We start from the raw sequence: 19,921 nt of genomic DNA, 5'->3' as shown, positions 1-19,921 counted from the left end.
ATGAATGAACCCACTGCAATGAAACCAAACGCACAAAAACCCATTGTATTCAGCGGCGCACAACCCTCCGGTGAATTGACCATCGGTAACTACATGGGGGCGTTACGTCAGTGGGTTAAAATGCAGGATGAATATGATTGTATCTACTGTATCGTTAACCAGCATTCTATTACCGTACGCCAAGATCCCGAAGAACTGAAAAAACGCACACTGGATACGCTGGCGCTTTACCTTGCTTGTGGCATTGATTCAAAGAAAAGCACCATTTTCGTTCAGTCACATGTTCCACAACATACTCAACTGGCTTGGGTATTAAATTGTTACACCTATTTCGGCGAACTCAGCCGCATGACCCAATTTAAGGATAAATCAGCTCGTTATCCAGAAAACATTAATGCAGGTTTATTTGAATATCCTGTCCTGATGGCTTCTGATATTTTGCTTTATCAAGCCAATCAGATCCCAGTTGGTATTGACCAGAAACAGCATCTTGAACTGACCCGTGATTTAGCACTGCGCTTTAATGCCTTATACGGCGACATTTTCACTGTGCCAGAACCATTCATTCCGAAAGGCGGTGCACGCGTGATGTCATTGCAAGATCCGAATAAGAAAATGTCAAAGTCAGATGATAACCACAATAACGTGATTGCCCTGATGGAAGATCCAAAATCTGTTGCCAAAAAAATCAAACGTGCAGTTACCGATTCCGAAGAGCCACCTCGTGTACGTTATGATCTGGAAAATAAACCTGGTGTTTCCAATTTGTTGGATATACTTTCTGGCGTCACAGGTAAAACAATTCCTGAATTGGAAGCCGAATTTGAAGGAAAAATGTACGGCCATCTGAAAGGTGCAGTTGCAGATGCAGTATGTGAAATGCTGGCAGGTTTACAAGAACGTTTCCATCATTTCCGTAATGATGAAGCTTTACTTAACCAAATCATGGCAGAAGGTGCCGCTAAAGCACAGGCTCGTGCTCAGGCGACTCTGGATAAAGTCTATGAGGCGGTTGGATTTATTGCTCATCCGTAATAATTTTATGTGCATGCCAAAGGGTTGGTATTGATACCCTTTGGCATATGAATTACAAATTTCATTTAGGTTTATACCCATTTTAATTTTTTTAGTAACATCCTGATCTCAGCATCTCCCAAAATAAAATTAGATAAAGAAGGGAATTCTGCATCATCATAGCGAAATCCCCTTTGTTGTATCATTGGCTCTCTTGTATTCCTCCACTTTCCGTGTGCATCAACTTTTTCAAAAAATTCCGTTCCATTTTTTTCAAACCTAAGATGTACAGGAACTTCAGGTTTTCCTTCTCTGTTAATTTCTTTTAAATACTCGTGATATACTCTTGGTCCTGTATTATTGACAGCAGCATCAAAACGAAAATCAGGAATAACACGTGATGCACACCATGTGTCTTTTCCCCAGTCTGGATATTTTCTACTTACACCTTCCCATCTGTCAATTTTAGTATTTTTATCAAGAGAACTAATTGGTTGCCCCGGATTAGCAAAGTTTTTTAGTTGAATCATTTGGTTTGGATAAATTGGTTTTATTATATGATGTGGTTTAATTATTGGTATTCTTTTATTTATATCAATATATTTTTGGTTGAGATTAGCTTCTATTTTATTATTAATAATACTTAATATTTTAAAAACTATAGTTGATTTAGCAGGTGCCGCAAGAATAGCATTCCCTGCAAGATAACTACCTTTTTTCCATGCTTTTCCATTAGCATCACCGAAAGCTATTCCTGATGGTGCATTAATATTTTTAAATTTAGCCTCTCTATTAATATTATCAAAACAGGTTTTTTTATTAAAACGGATACCTTTCACTTTAACATCAACATCCAGATAAATTCCTCCTTCTGTATATAAAATGACAAGACGTGCAATATCACTAGCCAATGCATAATTATGATAATACCCATTAATATTACGATAAAACATCGACTCTAAAATAAAAAAAGCCCCACCTAATGATTTAAAAGCCTCTCCTATATCTCTAATAAAAAAATTATTTTGTTTTGTTAGAGATCTATCTTTGGATTCAAAATATTCTCTCTGTACCTTATCAAATTCACATCCAAAAACTTCACCTAAGCCAAATTTATTTAAGAGAGAATCAAAAGTTTTTTTGATTAATGATTTATTATTTACCCATAAATTAAGGCTGAAACCAGGGTTTTCCACTTTCATAGCAATAATATTCTGTAAATTTTCTTCTGATATTTTATTACCCGCCCAAAAATAATGAATTTTCTTTGGTACACTCATAAACCACCCCTTAATATAACTAATATTTATGGCTACCTATACTTCTATGGTTTAAATCATCCACATATAAATCATATTCTAATAATACGAGTACTTATTTTGTGATAAATATCACATTAAAAAACATCAGTCTTTTTAACCTTTAATCATAAACAAGTTAATAATAATCTTATTTTATCAACAAACATTTTAATATAGAATATTGATAAATTAATTTTATATAAAAGAAACAATATAATAATTTGAAAGAGCAGAACAAAATAGAAAAAATAAGTATAACGATAACAAAATTATTGTTATCGTCCACTACAAGAAAACAACATATTTTTTAATTAAAATATATATCAGTAAATAAATTATTTACCAAATAAACGACGATTGAAATCCTCTATTTTTCCATGCAATATCCGCTTTTGCATCGTTAGATTCCAGCTAGCAGATAACCCTGCTGCACCCATTAGACGTTGGTATTGCTCTCCATCAAATGGGCTATGAAAAGCAATGGAAATAGCATCCTTAACAGAAACATCACTATTTCGACTGAGTAATTTTAGTGGTTCAGCAGCACTGACAAAACCTGAAGAGATGACCCGATATAACCAGCCACAATACCCTTCATCTTGCATCATAGCTGCAAAATTCGCAATTCCAGTAATAAGATTAAGTTTGTAGCAAGGAGAACGGGGCTGTGTCACCTGAATAATTACCTCTCCCCACTGGAAAATATCCCCAATAAAAACATTCTCTTCTGTCATACCCTCCGTTGATATATTTTCACCAAATAAGGGAGATACAAATAATTCCACTAATTCAGGATATAGAATATTGATAAATTAATTTTATATAAAAGAAACAATATAATAATTTGAAAGAGCAGAACAAAATAGAAAAAATAAGTATAACGATAACAAAATTATTGTTATCGTCCACTACAAGAAAACAACATATTTTTTAATTAAAATATATATCAGTAAATAAATTATTTACCAAATAAACGACGATTGAAATCCTCTATTTTTCCATGCAATATCCGCTTTTGCATCGTTAGATTCCAGCTAGCAGATAACCCTGCTGCACCCATTAGACGTTGGTATTGCTCTCCATCAAATGGGCTATGAAAAGCAATGGAAATAGCATCCTTAACAGAAACATCACTATTTCGACTGAGTAATTTTAGTGGTTCAGCAGCACTGACAAAACCTGAAGAGATGACCCGATATAACCAGCCACAATACCCTTCATCTTGCATCATAGCTGCAAAATTCGCAATTCCAGTAATAAGATTAAGTTTGTAGCAAGGAGAACGGGGCTGTGTCACCTGAATAATTACCTCTCCCCACTGGAAAATATCCCCAATAAAAACATTCTCTTCTGTCATACCCTCCGTTGATATATTTTCACCAAATAAGGGAGATACAAATAATTCCACTAATTCAGGAAATTGCCTTTTCCAAAAGAGGTAATGTTCCATAGGGTAATGACAAAGCGCGCGATCAGGACCGCCATGAAAACGAGTCTCTGCCTGTTCATCACCTTCCAGACCAAGAGAGGTAAGCTGTAAACGGCCATTCACCAACAGTTTGTTGATTGCACTGAAACCCCACTTTTCGGAAGATGTTATTTTACCTCTATATACCTGTGGGTAATACATTTCTATTTCTCCTCAATAGACTAATATAAATATTATCCTGACCGAATAAACGCGGCAAGCTTCATCTTTTGCCCTTTGAGAGAGCATTGTGAAAGGTCAATATCTCTGCTACAAGTAAAAAAAATGCTGACCCCGCAGTGATCAGCATTATTAAGAGAGGGATTTTTAGAACTTATTCCATTTTTTTTCGTAACGTTTTGCCGCTTCTTCCCAATTTACGACATGCCAAAATGCCTCAATATAGTCGGGACGACGGTTTTGATACTTCAGATAATAAGCATGTTCCCATACATCTAATCCCAAAATAGGATAACCAGAAGTACCGGAAATCTCTTCACCCATCAATGGGCTATCCTGATTTGCAGTAGAAACAACTTCAAGTTTGCCATCTTCTTTTAATACTAACCAGGCCCACCCAGAACCAAAACGAGTTGCGGCTGCTTGCTCAAATTTTTTTTTGAAAGCATCAACGCTACCAAAATCGCATTCTATCGCGGCTTTTAAGGCACCAGATAAAGTTGTCCCTAATTTCAAACCTTCCCAGAACATACTATGGTTTGAATGACCTCCTGCATTATTACGCATGAAAGTACGTTTATCCTCAGGAACTTCATCAAGCCGCTGAACGAGTTCATCAATCTCCAGACAGGCTAGTTTTGGACAGGATTCTAATGCAAGATTGGTATTTGTAACGTAGGTTTGATGGTGTTTGGTGTGATGAATAATCATCGTTTGTTTATCGAAATGCGGTTCTAGCGCATCATAAGGATATGGTAGAGAAGGTAGTGAATGGCTCATGTCATATCTCCAGTTGTTTAAAATATATACACCTTTTATTTGTTGGGTATGAGGCTCACACCTTGTGAACTGCAAGATTATTATAGTGAATTAAACAACAATGAAAATGATTATCAATTCCATGTTATAACTATGGTTTCCTTTCTCTTTCGCTTTTTATACATTTCTTAGATAAAATAACTGAATAAAATCCATTAGTTAGTGTATTTATTCAAAAAATAAAATTATTAATGGTAGTTAATTTTTCACAAATACGCCGCACTAAATGATCATCTCATGAAATTCATTCTTTCCAATGCGTGATCTTCCGCGCAAAAAAGAAACAAAAATTCTTCTTACACTTTAGTTAACCTTGTTTTGACATAGTATTAACAATTGCAAGGAGATAAAAATATGACTCAAATAATCAAGCATCCTATTCCTGCTGACATCGCAGAAACAGCCCTGATAAACAAGCAACAATATATGCAAGACTACCAATGGTCACTACAAGATCCTGAAGGGTTCTGGGGTGAGAAAGGTAAGATACTGGATTGGATAAAACCTTATACAAAGGTTAAAAACAGCTCTTTCGACCCCGGACACATTAGTATCCGCTGGTTTGAAGATGGGACACTGAATCTAAGTGCTAACTGCCTTGACCGTCATTTACAAGAGCGTGGTGATCAAACTGCCATTATCTGGGAAGGAGATAATCCCGCTGAATCCAGACATGTTACGTACCGAGAGCTATATCACGACGTCTGTCAATTCGCTAATGCTTTGAAAAAACTTGGGATTAAAAAAGGTGATGTCGTCGCTATCTATATGCCAATGGTGCCGGAAGCGGCCGTTGCCATGCTGGCTTGCGCCCGGATTGGCGCAATTCACTCGGTGATTTTCGGTGGTTTTTCTCCTGATGCAATTTCTGGTCGGGTTATCGATTCAAATGCCAAGTTAATTATTACTGCTAATGAAGGCATACGAGCCGGACGAACTGTTCCACTGAAAAAAAATGTCGATGAAGCACTGAACAATCCAGCCGTGACAAGTGTTACCAATGTTGTTGTTTTCAAACGTACAGATAATGCAACAAGCTGGCAGACCGAACGTGATTTATGGTGGCATAAATTAACCAGTGGGATTAATGCAGACTGTCAGGCCGAAGAGATGAATGCAGAAGATCCGCTATTTATTCTTTATACTTCCGGCTCCACAGGTAAACCCAAAGGGGTTCTGCATACCACTGGGGGTTATCTGGTCTACGCATCTTTGACGTTCAAATATACGTTTGATTACCGCCCTGATGAAGTTTATTGGTGTACAGCCGATATTGGTTGGGTAACAGGTCATAGTTATCTGTTGTATGGCCCGCTATCTTGTGGTGCAACATCCGTGATGTTTGAAGGTGTACCGAACTATCCTGATGTGAATCGCCTCAGTCAGGTTGTCGATAAACATCAGGTGAATATCCTCTATACCGCACCAACAGCCATTCGTGCATTAATGGCCGAAGGGGATAAAGCTATTGAAGGAACCAAGCGTACATCATTACGCATCATGGGTTCTGTAGGCGAACCCATCAACCCAGAAGCCTGGGAATGGTATTACAAAAAAATAGGCAACAGTAGATGCCCTATTGTCGATACATGGTGGCAAACGGAAACGGGTGGCTTCATGATCACACCATTACCTGGAGCAACTGATCTCAAAGCAGGATCAGCTACTCTGCCATTCTTCGGCATTAGCCCCGCATTAGTGGATAACTCAGGTGACATTCTGAGTGGTGAATGCGAGGGAAATCTTGTTATTACAGATTCATGGCCGGGGCAAGCCAGGACTCTGTTTGGCGATCATGATCGTTTTGAGCAAACATATTTTTCTACCTTCAAAGGGGCATATTTCAGTGGGGATGGTGCCAGACGTGATGAAGACGGCTATTACTGGATTACTGGCCGCGTTGATGATGTGCTGAATATTTCAGGCCATCGATTGGGTACTGCAGAGATTGAGTCGGCTCTGGTCGCTCATCCTAAAATCGCTGAAGCAGCCGTTGTTGGGATCCCTCACCATATTAAAGGGCAAGCTATTTACGCTTATGTCACATTAATTCACGGTGAAGAACCTTCTCCTGAGCTGTATAGCGATGTCAAAAATTGGGTACGCAAAGAAATCGGCCCGATTGCAACCCCTGATATTCTTCACTGGACAGATTCTCTACCCAAAACGCGTTCAGGAAAGATTATGCGACGTATTTTGCGCAAAATCGCTTCCGGTGATACCAGTAACTTAGGAGATACTTCCACTCTAGCCGATCCTGGCGTTGTTGAAAAACTACTAGAAGAAAAGCAGTCCATAGCTATGTCTTAGCATATGCCGTAAAACACCCATGCCGCTGTGGGGCGGCTTGGTAACGTATCATCAAAAAGTGCAGAACTGCTCAGGGACGTGATAAGTAGTCATGAATTCCTCCGAATACGGCTGCTCCGTATCTGATAGTCCTTAATGTGGCCTAAGGTACGTCCTTTAACATTTAAAAGGAGAAACTCTGATGAATACCGATATTTATCAAGAGGTTGAGAATAATCCTCGCTTTAAGGAATTAGTTGAGAAGCGCGGACGTTTTGCCTGGTTGTTGTCCATCATTATGTTAATGCTTTATGTTAGTTTTATTTTTCTCATTGCTTTTGCCCCCGAATGGCTTGGCACACCTCTTTATGAAGGCTCCAGCGTAACACGTGGTATTCCTGTTGGTATCGGTATTATTTTTATTTCTTTCATATTAACAGGGATTTATGTTGTCAGAGCAAATGGTGAATTTGATCGTCTGACATCTGCTATTCTCAAGGAGGTGGGAAAATGAAAAAGCTTCTCCTTTCAACAATACTGCTATTTTCTTCCCTCTATCCTATCTTAGCCCAGGCAGACGCCCTTTCAGGTAATAATGTAGAAAATAAACCTTTGAATATTCAAGCCATTATCATGTTTCTGTTGTTCGTTGGGTTCACGCTTTACATTACTTATTGGGCATCAAAACGAACAATTTCTCGTTCAGATTACTATACTGCCGGGGGGCGGATCACGGGTTTTCAAAATGGTATGGCCATTGCTGGGGATTATATGTCAGCAGCCTCTTTTTTGGGGATTTCCGCATTGGTTTATACCTCCGGTTATGATGGCCTGATTTATTCCATCGGCTTCCTTGTTGGCTGGCCAATTATTTTGTTCCTGATCGCTGAAAGGTTGAGAAATCTTGGACGTTACACATTTGCTGATGTCGCTTCTTATCGATTAAAACAGCGTCCTATCCGTACCTTGTCTGCAATGGGATCGCTGGTTGTTGTTGCGTTATATCTGATTGCACAAATGGTTGGAGCCGGAAAACTCATCGAACTACTATTCGGGCTGAATTACCACATCGCTGTTGTTTTAGTTGGTATTCTAATGGTTCTGTATGTACTGTTTGGTGGCATGCTGGCAACGACGTGGGTTCAGATTATCAAAGCAATTTTATTGTTGGCTGGAGCAACATTTATGGCTTTGATGGTGATGAAAACCGTGAATTTCAATTTTAATACCCTGTTTAAAGAAGCTATTGCCGTACACTCACACGGGCAGGATATTATGAGTCCAGGTGGATTAGTTTCTGATCCTGTATCTGCGCTCTCTTTAGGATTAGCGTTAATGTTTGGTACTGCTGGCTTACCACATATCATCATGCGATTTTTCACTGTTAATGATGCTAAAGAAGCCCGCAAAAGTGTTTTCTATGCCACCGGTTTTATTGGTTATTTCTACATCCTAACCTTTATCATTGGATTTGGTGCAATACTGTTGGTCAGCCCCAATGCTGCATTTAAAGATCCAACCGGAACATTAATTGGTGGGACTAATATGGCCGCAGTCCATCTTGCAAGTGCGGTTGGCGGTGATTTCTTCCTCGGTTTTATTTCTGCTGTCGCTTTTGCCACGATTTTAGCTGTTGTAGCAGGGCTAACATTGGCTGGTGCCTCAGCTGTTTCTCATGATCTCTATGCAAATGTGATTAAACGGGGACAAGCCAATGAACAGGATGAGTTAAAAATCTCCAAAATTACTGTCGTCTTCCTGGGAATTATCGCTATTGGATTAGGTATTTTATTCGAAAAACAAAATATTGCTTTTATGGTCGGTCTGGCTTTCTCCATTGCAGCAAGTTGTAATTTCCCAATTATTTTATTGTCAATGTATTGGAGCAGGCTGACAACACGTGGAGCTTTGGTTGGTGGATGGCTGGGATTAATGATAGCCGTCGTATTAATGATCCTTGGCCCAACAATCTGGGTTAGTATTCTTGGTCATGAAAAACCAATTTATCCTTATGAGTATCCAGCCCTATTTTCTATGATTGTAGCATTTTTCGCTGCATGGCTTTTCTCCATCACAGATACATCAGAACAAGGTCAACTGGAAAGAGAAATGTTCCGTAAGCAATTTCTGCGTTCACAGACAGGAATTGGTATTGAACAAGGAAATGTACATTAGCATTAAATACTAAAATTCCCCTGCCCTTTTGGGCAGGTTCTATTTTGTTAACCAAATAATGAGTTGATGTTTAATGTAATCTGATGACAAACGTTCTTGTTCCAGACGAGAAGATTGAAAGCAACCGGAAAGCAGACCATTAAACAAATTAGTTTCTTCTTCACTAAGAAATTCAGGAACAACTTCAGTTGGTGTATCTTCAATCCCCATTCTATCTTCATGGGTTTTAACAGTGTTAATATCCATCATTATTGATTCTAATTTGGTACACTTTCCTCTGGCGTTACTTAAGAAAGTTAGCCCCCATGTATCAATATCTCCCCAGTATCCGACATGTTTTTTCTTCAACCATAGGGCATCCATCCAGGCAATATTTTTCCCGCCCCCAATAACGGCTACCGTATCCGGCATATCAGGCAATGCTAAACCTGATTGCAGGTTTTCCACCACCAGGATATTTGATGCCGGTAATTCATACTCTTTCAGTAATTCATAAGGTAATTGGAGGATGGGTAATCCTCCAAGTGCGTCAACAACATGAGGACAAAGTGGCCTGATTGTCAGCCAGCCTTTAGGCTTTGTCTGACACCCTAGCCAATCCACCAACCCGCCAACCTCAGAAACTGCGCCGCCATGAAGTATATCAACAAGTTCCTCCAACAAGAGCAGGTGACTCTCCAAGAATTTGGTATCAATACCAATTATAGGCAGCGCCCGTAGATATTGCCCTTTCCCTAGCCCTTGTTTTAATTGTGGAAGTAATTTCGCCAGTAACTCCGCTTCTTTCAACGTGATTTTTTCTACGATATCGATATTTTTGACTAATGCCGAATAAAGTACTTCATCAATGTGTAAAAAGGGTCTCATATTTCTTTCCCATATCACACTTCGGCGGATGGCGTCCTTACCTAAAAACTTTATCAGTTGTTGCATGGATTCAATCACAACCCAAATTGGAACAACTTGCTCAGATAATTCACGAAATTTTTTACTCGACCACAACACCATTTCTTGGTGGGAAAATGATTTCCATTCACTGACAACTAGCTGAAAATGTGTCAAATCCGATAATGCAAAAGCACCACTGGGGGGTTTTAAGCCAATACGAATGGGAAATGGTTTAGCTCCCAATAGACGTGCCTTTAAGGAAGACAGGTTATCCCATTCCCTTTTTCTGACGATCTCTTTCACCTGCGTGGGTAATAATCCCCAGGAATATGTGTGTGGTGTTTTTTGCATATTTTTACATGTCAGTTTTCAATCTTAATGCCAAATTCATGCATTTCAGTTTCTAGTTTGTTTCTTTTTTCCTCACTCATGATCCTGTCAATTTCTTCCCAGGTAACTTCACAAAGGTGACTATCATGATTTTCCTGATTTCGTTCAGCAATTAGTAAAGAACGCGCTGATTCTCTTGCTAAGTTCAGGTTTTTATAGGGAGTAATCAAATTAACGTGAATGTAAAGTTCCCTGAATACACGAAGTACACGCCGGCTCACAGACTCCGCAGTATTTGAAAAAGCTTCATCCAAAAAAACAGTGCAATAAACTGGCCTGTCATAACCATCCGGGGTTAATACATACGCTAAACTCGCGGCCACAATTGTGGCAGCAAAAGATTCTTTTTCTCCTCCCGATTTACCACTGGATGATTCCAGTACGTCACGAACCTCACTAGTCGTAGCATCGATCTCTTCGGCATAAAATGCTATCTGATAACGAGGATCAAGCAATCGCAGGCTTTCCAATGTGGTGAATGTCCCGGAAGAGCTGGCTTTATCAAGAATTGAAACCACATTACAGAGTTCACGGAATCGCCCTTCATGATCATCGCTTGTCACTTTACTCAATACTTTCAGTAAAAGCCGATCAAATTCCTGAACATGTGGGTATTTTTCCCTTTTGCTTCCCAGCCTCAAATAAGTACCTGAGCGAAATTCTGTACGCTTTAATACCTGATTAATAATATCTATCCGCTCAAGAATATCTTCTCGCTCAGATTCAAGTTTCGTTTTGATAGTTGCCATTGACTGGGTGGCATGTTTATTTAGTCGTTCGATAAATTGATCTACCAGATTCGGCAAGCCTTCACTTTCCAACTGTTGCAGATGATTAAGGTAGTCAGGCAAGCTGCTAATATCGGTTTGCCAGTCCACCGCATAAATCTGCCACTTTTCATGGGATCTAAACGAAGCCATTATGCTGACAGAGGATTTTTCCGCCCGGTTTTTATTGTTACGGCTACTTTCCAGTTGGTGTTCCAGTTTTTCTTCAATCTGAGAAACCAATTCTGATTCCCGATCCAATACATCCGCATATAGCTTACCCACTCGAGTGGTTAGCCACTGCCGCGTGATATCGGATATCCCCTTTGATGCTTTGGCCTGTGCTTTTCTCCATTCCCCTTTGGCCACATTTAACGTTGAGTTAACCGCCCCTGATTGTTCGTTAAACCCTTTTAATATTGACTGGATCTGGAATAACTGTTCTTTCGCCGATTTCCAGCGTTCCATCGCTTTTTCAAGTGAATCACTGGATTGTTCCAGTACTTCCAGATCTCTTTCCAGGGTTGAAAGTTTGTCATACCAGTAAGGTGTATTGATATCATCCAATTGATAATTCTGCACTTTTTACAACAATATTTTGATATTAACAATGGAATTCAACGCCTCTTGTGCTTCTTTGACCTGCTTTTCAATTACAGATAACTGCTGTATGAAATTATTTTTGTCATGATTAAGGATGGCTAAACGCGATTTATTTGAAAAACCTAAATACCAGCGTCTTCTATCATCGATCCGGTACTGATCTTTTTTCTCAAAACGCCCTTTATCCATGTGCATTAATCCTTGCTGCGTCATTGAATACGATGTTTTGTCTAACTCTTCCGTATTATCAACACATTGCAGATCAAAGCGCAGGAGGTGGTGTTTGAGCCATTCCCGATAAGGATGTTCCCGCCATGCTAATTTTCTTAAATATCCATTCAGCTTAAACTCGACAACGTTATCCTGAATCTCAGTGACAACCTGGACTCTCACATGCAAGCCAGTATGACGGGCATTCAGCCAGCGTGTCACCATTGGGTAGCGGTGCTGTGGGATGGCAAGCGTTGTACGCAGCCCTCCCAGAGCCCTTTCTATTGCCCCCTGCCACGCCTTTTCATGCTCCTGAACATCAATTAATTCTCCAATAAAGATGCAGTCATCTTTGTTTAATTCAAGGGAATTAACCAATTCATCCCGGAGCTGCTGATATCTCACATCAATATTAGAGTTAGGTCTTGACTCTATTTCGCTGATTTCCTGAGAAATATGCTTTATTTTTCCCTGTAACTGACTGAATTCTCCACTGATGGTACCAAATTGTTGCTCATATTCTTCCTGCTCTGCCTGAATATTGGCAGACCTGCTTGCAACAGTAGATTGGTTCTGAATAAATACGGTATGTTGCAACGTGGAAGGAAGGTCAAGTGCCTTAACATTGTCCTGATATTGTGAGGATTCCCGAATAATCCTTTTTAATTGATCTTTAGTATGCTGAATCTCTTTGCGAAGTGATTCTATTTTAATACCACCAAGCTGGAGATATTCTTCGTGTCTTCGTTCGACCAACTCATGAGTATCCCTTTCTTGTATCTCAGCCTGCTCTATTCGCTGGTGAATATTTTGCAGTTGTGCTTCAATCTCAATAATTTTTTCATTCCACAATTGTGTGAAAATTTCACCCAAATAGGCAGGCAATTCATTTTTCTCTGCTGTCAGTTTTTCCAGATCTTTTATTGATTTTTCCAGACTAGCATTCAGCTCTGGTAATTTAGCCAGATGATCCCTTTGTGCTCTGGTATCTACAAGTTGGCTGTGTATAGCAACGAGATCGGAAAATTCTCCCACTATCTTTCTGGCATCATCCTTAACGGTACTGGGTTCAAGGACCAATTCACGAATTAACTCTGTCAGATCATCAATCTTTTTTAAACCCAATGCCCGTGAAAGCAATGCCGGAGCGTTTTTATTATCCATATATAAGAGCTTTCGATATAACTCCTGATATTCAGAGAATCGGTCATCACAACATGTTATGGCAGGATCAGTACGGAGCCACTGTTTGAGGGCCCGCACATTACCTTCACCAAATGCATCAAGAACTTCTTTCAGTATCAGATTTCTTTTGGCAATGGCGTAAACCCGTGTCACATCTGACAGGGAATTGGTTGATTTACTGTTCCAAAAAAGCGCTGCCAGTGTGATTTCTGTACCGTCATCACTCCGATATAATGCTCTGAGCCCGGTAACTACGGCAGATTCACGTTTACTTCTAACTCTTGTGCCAGCACCATCATGAGCAGAACCAAAACTACCCCGCATATAGGAAATTAAAGTTCGGTCAGTACGATCTCCCTGTGCTGCTGCAACGTTGAATGTCGCCCTGCCTGCGGGGAGCAACAAAGCCATCAATCCATCTATAAACGTTGATTTTCCTGAACCATTATCCCCCGTAACTAATGTTCCCACCTCATCAATCCGCGCGGTGTGCAGTCCATTGAATGAACCCCAGTTATATACGGAAAGTTCAGCCAATCTGATTTGGTTCGTATGCATTAATGAGTTAGTCAACATAGTCATCTCCTGTTTCACCATCATTATTTATGTCACTACTCTTTTTGCCGGGAGCTATACCTTTTTCATTTACCATGTTGAGATAATCGGCAAGCATTTTTTCGAGAAACTCAGCATTAACGACATAACGAATGATTGGAGTAATTTCAAAACGATCATCACTTCCTCGTACCGAACTCAATATTTTTTTATTCACCATTTTGGTCAGGGCACCATTGAGTTTTTTACGATCAGATTTGGTGCTATTGGTTAATGGCAGAAATGGAGTCAGATTGGATTCAATTCGTTCTATATCAATGATAATTTTTTGTTCACCTGAAGATTCCCGATCTTGAAAATGTTTTCTAAGTATCAACAATAGTAACGTGTCATATAGAGAAAGCGTTCTCCGGCTAATGATAGACAATGTCTCTTCATCATCATCCATCCCCAAAGATTTTTTGTCTTCTTCATCATTAATATTTGCGATAAACGCAACCCCGACTCTCTCATCCAGAACTAATTTCAAATAAATTTCTGATAAATATTTACGAATATCATTTTGATAGCGACAAAGAGATGCAAAAAGCTTTATTTTCTGTGAAGACAATATGACACCATGACGTAATAAAGTGACTAATACCTGACGCGCTTCAACAGGCATGCCTTTATCATTCGCCGTATCATTCAATAAATCAGAATGACGGTTATCTTCTCTCAATATATGATCATCAGGAAGCACTTCCCCAAATGAAAAGTCTGCATTTAACTCTGTGTTAGGAGTATTAGAGGAACGCTCTGACTGTGTATGATTTTTTATTAACTGATCAAAAAAACTGGTTTCTTTCTTATATTTATTCATAGTCCATCCCCCACTTTCTAGCCAGATAATTTAAAGGACTAACTCATCTAAATTGTCGGGAAATAAATCGGCACTCAAAATAAAAGTTGGAATAGATGCCCGCAAATGGACACCTTGTTTATCCTTGATCTCTACTGATTCGTTTTCTTCCAATGACACCATGCCTATCGATTTTGCCACTCTCAAATAGGCAACTAATTCTTCCAATCCTGCACCAATAGGGTTATGAATCACAATAGAAGCTATCGTCATTGGCCCATATTTTTTTAATGTAGCCAGGATCTTTTCAGCAATTAACCTGACTTGAACTGTATCAAGACAATCCAACATCTGCGTACTTGGCAACTTAGAGTTTAGATTTTCCTCAACACCAGAAGTATTGAGTTTTTCATCAGGTAACTTGAGTTGCATACTGTCAGGAGAGTTTATTATTGCTGTCCCGGTAGGCAGTAATAGGGTTGTTTCTGTTTGTAAGTTACATCCTGCGTTTTTTAGTTCAACAGCCAGTTTTTCCAATCGATTAAGTAATCGCTCTACTGCCCGATTTTCCTGAGCATAACCACTTTCTATGTAAGCACGTAAGCTTTCTTCTATTCGGCGCCTGATCTGAAAAACCCTTTCACTCTCTCGACTCAGTTCTCTCATCAATCGATTGAGAAACTGTTGCTGCTGAGTAGTTAAATGCTTTGCAACCGGACGACTTAAAATACTACGAAGCTGTTCCCGCAATTCTGTTGTTCTGTGCTGATCACATAGCAAATGGAAAAAGCTTTCAAATGCACTACCTGCGTCAGTTTGGAATAATAAATTTTCTTTCTCCAACACGGAAAGAAGAATATTTCCTTTTGTGGAATCTTCTTCAATAATTTGAATTCGAATGTTTTGATCTAATCGACGGACTTCATCTTCAACACGGCGAAAATCCCCGGTTAAAATTGATGCCAAGTGATAGATTTCACGGATTCTTTCTCTTTGTTCCGCTACAGTTAATTCAATAACAACACCAGAATGCAATGCGTCAATTTCTCTTTGTATTTCTGATATTCTGGATTTTAAAAGCGTGATACGTTCATTAACATTTGAGTTAATTGCTACTGCAAAATCCCTAACTGCATCCTGAACAATTCTCAGATGAGATGCTGTTGTTCCTGAATTATGTTCATCAAGCCCTTGGACAAAACGAATAGCAATTTCACTGGCATCCGTTTTGGTCAAGACATCATTCATTTCTCGCAGCCAGCCTTCTTTAATCCATTTATTAAGATAAGTCCCCGCTGATGTTTCTGTTTTCCAAATATCCAATTCCCGGAAACGGATTAATTCTTCATCAAGTAATATTCGAGCCTGGCTGAAGGGAGCTTCACTGTTTTCAGAAAACAAATCGCTTAAAAAAGCTAAAATGTACGGTGCATTATCAGCTCTTAATAGTTTCCAAGCTACATTATCCCGAAAAAGACGACTGTATTTTGCTTGTAACCCTTGAAAATTCAGCGTTTATCCTTTTATTCAGTGATATACAATCATAACCGATCGTAAGAACACAGATCATAAGGTTAACAAATATATTGTATCTAAAATATACATCCGTTTTTACCACAAAATTGGACAACAAAGAAATTAATTCACTATTAAAGAACAAATTCTGAATTTAATAACTAATGTTAGCAAAGTTGCCAAAGCAATTAATGTCAGTAAATCAACGATGAACAGATGGATTCATCAATTAAGGTAGGACCGAAAAGGGAAATAGACCACGGCGGTACTCATGGGGAATAAGGAAAGGTATATGGCCCAACTTTGCTGAGCAAACGCAAAAAAGCCATCCGGGGACGGATGGCTTCTCTGACTGAATTGATGTCTGGCAGTGCCCTACTCTCACATGGGGAGACCCCACACTACCATCGGCGCTACGGCGTTTCACTGCTGAGTTCGGCATGGGGTCAGGTGGGACCACCGCGCTGTTGCCGCCAGACAAATCCTGTATTCAATCCCGAACAAGCTGCTTGTTATTTTCGTCCGTCACCGCTTCCGCGTCTATCGAAAATATACCTGAAACCCTGTCTTTCTCTCGTCTCTCAAACCCACAAAACCCCTTCGGTGTTGTCAGGTTAAGCCGCACGGGGCATTAGTACTGGTCAGCTCAACGTCTCGCAACGCTTACACACCCAGCCTATCCACGTCCTCGTCTCGGACGGCCCTTCAGGACTCTCCAGGAGTCAGGGAAGACTCATCTCAAGGCAAGTTTCCCGCTTAGATGCTTTCAGCGGTTATCTCTGCCGCACTTAGCTACCGGGCAGTGCCATTGGCATGACAACCCGTACACCAGTGGTGCGTCCACTCCGGTCCTCTCGTACTAGGAGCAGCCCCTTTCAATCTTCCAGCGCCCACGGCAGATAGGGACCGAACTGTCTCACGACGTTCTAAACCCAGCTCGCGTACCACTTTAAATGGCGAACAGCCATACCCTTGGGACCTACTTCAGCCCCAGGATGTGATGAGCCGACATCGAGGTGCCAAACACCGCCGTCGATATGAACTCTTGGGCGGTATCAGCCTGTTATCCCCGGAGTACCTTTTATCCGTTGAGCGATGGCCCTTCCATGCAGAACCACCGGATCACTAAGACCTACTTTCGTACCTGCTCGCGCCGTCACGCTCGCAGTCAAGCCAGCTTATGCCTTTGCACTAACCTCACGATGTCCGACCGTGATTAGCTGACCTTCGTGCTCCTCCGTTACGCTTTGGGAGGAGACCGCCCCAGTCAAACTACCCGCCAGACACTGTCCGCAACCCGGATAACGGGCCTACGTTAGAACATCAAACATTCAAGGGTGGTATTTCAAGGATGGCTCCGTGCAGACTGGCGTCCGCACTTCACAGCCTCCCACCTATCCTACACATCAAGGCTCAAGGTTCAGTGTCAAGCTATAGTAAAGGTTCACGGGGTCTTTCCGTCTTGCCGCGGGTACACTGCATCTTCACAGCGAGTTCAATTTCACTGAGTCTCGGGTGGAGACAGCCTGGCCATCATTACGCCATTCGTGCAGGTCGGAACTTACCCGACAAGGAATTTCGCTACCTTAGGACCGTTATAGTTACGGCCGCCGTTTACTGGGGCTTCGATCAAGAGCTTCTCCCTGAGGATGACCCCATCAATTAACCTTCCAGCACCGGGCAGGCGTCACACCGTATACGTCCACTTTCGTGTTTGCACAGTGCTGTGTTTTTATTAAACAGTTGCAGCCAGCTGGTATCTGCGGCTGGCCTCGGCTCCAAGAGCATGTCTTTTCACCTGGCGCCAGCGTGCCTTCTCCCGAAGTTACGGCACCATTTTGCCTAGTTCCTTCACCCGAGTTCTCTCAAGCGCCTGAGTATTCTCTACCTGACCACCTGTGTCGGTTTGGGGTACGATTCCGTGTTACCTGGTGCTTAGAGGCTTTTCCTGGAAGCAGGGCATCTGTCACTTCAGCACCGTAGTGCCTCGTCATCACGCCTCAGTGTTGCGGATAACCGGATTTGCCGGGTTATCCCACCTACCCGCTTAAACCGGGACGACCGTCGCCCGGATGACATAGCCTTCTCCGTCCCCCCTTCGCAGTAACACCGAGTACAGGAATATTAACCTGTTTCCCATCGACTACGCTTTTCAGCCTCGCCTTAGGGGTCGACTCACCCTGCCCCGATTAACGTTGGACAGGAACCCTTGGTCTTCCGGCGAGCGGGTTTTTCACCCGCTTTATCGTTACTTATGTCAGCATTCGCACTTCTGATACCTCCAGCAGACCTCACGGCCCACCTTCGACGGCTTACAGAACGCTCCCCTACCCAGCAACACCGCAGTGTCGCTGCCGCAGCTTCGGTGCATGGTTTAGCCCCGTTACATCTTCCGCGCAGGCCGACTCGACCAGTGAGCTATTACGCTTTCTTTAAATGATGGCTGCTTCTAAGCCAACATCCTGGCTGTCTGAGCCTTCCCACTTCGTTTCCCACTTAACCATGACTTGGGGACCTTAGCTGGCGGTCTGGGTTGTTTCCCTCTTCACGACGGACGTTAGCACCCGCCGTGTGTCTCCCGTGATAACATTCTCCGGTATTCGCAGTTTGCATCGGGTTGGTAAGTCGGGATGACCCCCTAGCCGAAACAGTGCTCTACCCCCGGAGATGACTTCACGAGGCGCTACCTAAATAGCTTTCGGGGAGAACCAGCTATCTCCCGGTTTGATTGGCCTTTCACCCCCAGCCACAAGTCATCCGCTAATTTTTCAACATTAGTCGGTTCGGTCCTCCAGTTAGTGTTACCCAACCTTCAACCTGCCCATGGCTAGCTCACCGGGTTTCGGGTCTATACCCTGCAACTTAACGCCCAGTTAAGACTCGGTTTCCCTCCGGCTCCCCTATACGGTTAACCTTGCTACAGAATATAAGTCGCTGACCCATTATACAAAAGGTACGCAGTCACCCTGATAAATCAGGGCTCCCACTGCTTGTACGTACACGGTTTCAGGTTCTCTTTCACTCCCCTCGCCGGGGTTCTTTTCGCCTTTCCCTCACGGTACTGGTTCACTATCGGTCAGTCAGGAGTATTTAGCCTTGGAGGATGGTCCCCCCACATTCAGACAGGATACCACGTGTCCCGCCCTACTCTTCGAGCTCACAATACGCACGCCTTCGGATACGGGGCTGTCACCCTTTACTGCCGGCCTTTCCAGACCGTTCTCCTGACATGAATATCGCTGATGGCTCTGGGCTGCTCCCCGTTCGCTCGCCGCTACTGGGGGAATCTCGGTTGATTTCTTTTCCTCGGGGTACTGAGATGTTTCAGTTCCCCCGGTTCGCCTCCTTACCCTATGAATTCAGATAAGGATAGTGCAACGGATTGCACTGGGTTTCCCCATTCGGACATCGCCGGCTATAACGGGTCATATCACCTTACCGGCGCTTTTCGCAGATTAGCACGTCCTTCATCGCCTCTGACTGCCTAGGCATCCACCGTGTACGCTTAGTCGCTTAACCTCACAACCCGAAGGTGTCTTCGGACTGGAGTTTTGAGAGACTCATCAATACCGTCTTTCGACGCTACTGATTGTTTCAAATTTTCAGCTTGTTCCAGATTGTTAAAGAGCAATTATTGCTAAACCGGCTGACAAACCCGCTTAGCAATAAGGCCGGCACCGTCTTTCACCCAATACCCCGAGCAAAGTGGCGTCCCCTAGGG

The 19,921-nt window shown here is 41.7% G+C and carries 12 protein-coding genes, 1 tRNA gene, 2 rRNA genes and 1 pseudogene (1 of these 16 running past the window's edge); 4 read left to right on the top strand and 12 right to left on the bottom strand.

The window, feature by feature from the left end; all coding sequences use genetic code 11:
* Entirely contained in the window at nt 1-1,035 is a 1,035-nt protein-coding gene (trpS, locus tag HGO23_RS00320) for a tryptophan--tRNA ligase (RefSeq protein ID WP_209027578.1), read from the top strand.
* A 71-nt stretch (nt 1,036-1,106) separates the two neighbouring features.
* On the opposite strand, the gene HGO23_RS00315 is transcribed toward trpS, so the two are convergent.
* The 4 genes and pseudogenes from HGO23_RS00315 to sodA all read right to left on the bottom strand — a co-directional run bounded on the left by HGO23_RS00315 (nt 1,107) and on the right by sodA (nt 4,743).
* Nucleotides 1,107-2,294 (bottom strand): TcdA/TcdB catalytic glycosyltransferase domain-containing protein, encoded by a 1,188-nt coding sequence (locus HGO23_RS00315; RefSeq protein ID WP_209027577.1) that lies wholly within the window; start codon nt 2,292-2,294, stop codon nt 1,107-1,109.
* A 356-nt stretch (nt 2,295-2,650) separates the two neighbouring features.
* Nucleotides 2,651-3,112: pseudogene (locus tag HGO23_RS00310) on the bottom strand (MOSC domain-containing protein); the annotation flags it as partial.
* 161 nt (nt 3,113-3,273) lie between these two features.
* Nucleotides 3,274-3,945, bottom strand: a complete 672-nt coding sequence (gene yiiM / locus HGO23_RS00305; RefSeq protein WP_209027576.1) for a 6-hydroxyaminopurine reductase — start codon at nt 3,943-3,945, stop codon at nt 3,274-3,276.
* A gap of 165 nt (nt 3,946-4,110) precedes the next feature.
* Nucleotides 4,111-4,743, bottom strand: a complete 633-nt coding sequence (gene sodA, locus HGO23_RS00300; protein WP_209027575.1) for a superoxide dismutase [Mn] — start codon at nt 4,741-4,743, stop codon at nt 4,111-4,113.
* Between the two features lie 393 nt (nt 4,744-5,136).
* Here sodA and acs point away from each other — a divergent pair, with 393 nt between their 5' ends.
* The 3 genes from acs to HGO23_RS00285 all read left to right on the top strand — a co-directional run bounded on the left by acs (nt 5,137) and on the right by HGO23_RS00285 (nt 9,246).
* Nucleotides 5,137-7,092 (top strand): acetate--CoA ligase, encoded by a 1,956-nt coding sequence (gene acs, locus HGO23_RS00295; RefSeq protein ID WP_209027574.1) that lies wholly within the window; start codon nt 5,137-5,139, stop codon nt 7,090-7,092.
* 181 nt (nt 7,093-7,273) lie between these two features.
* Complete coding sequence (locus HGO23_RS00290) at nt 7,274-7,585, top strand: DUF485 domain-containing protein (protein WP_209027573.1); 312 nt, start codon at nt 7,274-7,276, stop codon at nt 7,583-7,585.
* The gene (locus HGO23_RS00285; protein WP_099135485.1) at nt 7,582-9,246 is read left to right on the top strand and encodes a cation acetate symporter; all 1,665 of its coding nucleotides are present in this window, start codon (nt 7,582-7,584) and stop codon (nt 9,244-9,246) included. The genes HGO23_RS00290 and HGO23_RS00285 overlap by 4 nt, the downstream gene beginning before the upstream one ends.
* Before the next feature lie 39 nt (nt 9,247-9,285).
* Here HGO23_RS00285 and HGO23_RS00280 read toward each other — a convergent pair whose 3' ends face one another.
* From HGO23_RS00280 to HGO23_RS00250, 8 genes are all read right to left on the bottom strand, one after another.
* The gene (locus tag HGO23_RS00280; protein WP_209027572.1) at nt 9,286-10,485 is read right to left on the bottom strand and encodes a DUF3322 domain-containing protein; all 1,200 of its coding nucleotides are present in this window, start codon (nt 10,483-10,485) and stop codon (nt 9,286-9,288) included.
* Between the two features lie 11 nt (nt 10,486-10,496).
* A complete protein-coding gene (locus HGO23_RS19490; protein WP_244967854.1) occupies nt 10,497-11,873 on the bottom strand; it encodes an SbcC/MukB-like Walker B domain-containing protein in 1,377 nt (458 codons plus the stop codon).
* Nucleotides 11,874-11,876: 3 nt separating this feature from the next.
* Nucleotides 11,877-13,865 (bottom strand): ATP-binding protein, encoded by a 1,989-nt coding sequence (locus HGO23_RS19485; RefSeq protein ID WP_244967853.1) that lies wholly within the window; start codon nt 13,863-13,865, stop codon nt 11,877-11,879.
* The gene (locus HGO23_RS00270; protein ID WP_209027571.1) at nt 13,855-14,706 is read right to left on the bottom strand and encodes a DUF4194 domain-containing protein; all 852 of its coding nucleotides are present in this window, start codon (nt 14,704-14,706) and stop codon (nt 13,855-13,857) included. Before HGO23_RS00270 ends, HGO23_RS19485 begins: the two co-directional genes overlap by 11 nt.
* Nucleotides 14,707-14,736: 30 nt before the next feature.
* A complete protein-coding gene (locus HGO23_RS00265; protein ID WP_099135489.1) occupies nt 14,737-16,197 on the bottom strand; it encodes a DUF3375 domain-containing protein in 1,461 nt (486 codons plus the stop codon).
* 365 nt (nt 16,198-16,562) lie between these two features.
* Nucleotides 16,563-16,678, bottom strand: a 5S ribosomal RNA gene (gene rrf / locus HGO23_RS00260).
* Between the two features lie 132 nt (nt 16,679-16,810).
* Nucleotides 16,811-19,719, bottom strand: a 23S ribosomal RNA gene (locus tag HGO23_RS00255).
* Between the two features lie 187 nt (nt 19,720-19,906).
* Nucleotides 19,907-19,921 (bottom strand) — tRNA-Glu (locus tag HGO23_RS00250) (it continues 61 nt past the right edge of the window).

The organism is Xenorhabdus budapestensis, assembly GCF_017743015.1.
GTDB classification, from domain to species: Bacteria; Pseudomonadota; Gammaproteobacteria; order Enterobacterales; family Enterobacteriaceae; genus Xenorhabdus; species Xenorhabdus budapestensis.
Note: the sequence above shows the minus strand (reverse complement) of the source record. Positions and strands in the feature narration are given on the sequence as shown.

Bases quoted from the DNA above. Each gene is read 5' to 3' on its own strand.
- trpS (WP_209027578.1), top strand. From the start codon at position 1: ATGAATGAACCCACTGCAATGAAACCAAACGCACAAAAACCCATTGTA.
- HGO23_RS00315 (WP_209027577.1), bottom strand. From the start codon at position 2,294: ATGAGTGTACCAAAGAAAATTCATTATTTTTGGGCGGGTAATAAAATA.
- yiiM (WP_209027576.1), bottom strand. From the start codon at position 3,945: ATGTATTACCCACAGGTATATAGAGGTAAAATAACATCTTCCGAAAAG.
- sodA (WP_209027575.1), bottom strand. From the start codon at position 4,743: ATGAGCCATTCACTACCTTCTCTACCATATCCTTATGATGCGCTAGAA.
- acs (WP_209027574.1), top strand. From the start codon at position 5,137: ATGACTCAAATAATCAAGCATCCTATTCCTGCTGACATCGCAGAAACA.
- HGO23_RS00290 (WP_209027573.1), top strand. From the start codon at position 7,274: ATGAATACCGATATTTATCAAGAGGTTGAGAATAATCCTCGCTTTAAG.
- HGO23_RS00285 (WP_099135485.1), top strand. From the start codon at position 7,582: ATGAAAAAGCTTCTCCTTTCAACAATACTGCTATTTTCTTCCCTCTAT.
- HGO23_RS00280 (WP_209027572.1), bottom strand. From the start codon at position 10,485: ATGCAAAAAACACCACACACATATTCCTGGGGATTATTACCCACGCAG.
- HGO23_RS19485 (WP_244967853.1), bottom strand. From the start codon at position 13,865: ATGTTGACTAACTCATTAATGCATACGAACCAAATCAGATTGGCTGAA.
- HGO23_RS00270 (WP_209027571.1), bottom strand. From the start codon at position 14,706: ATGAATAAATATAAGAAAGAAACCAGTTTTTTTGATCAGTTAATAAAA.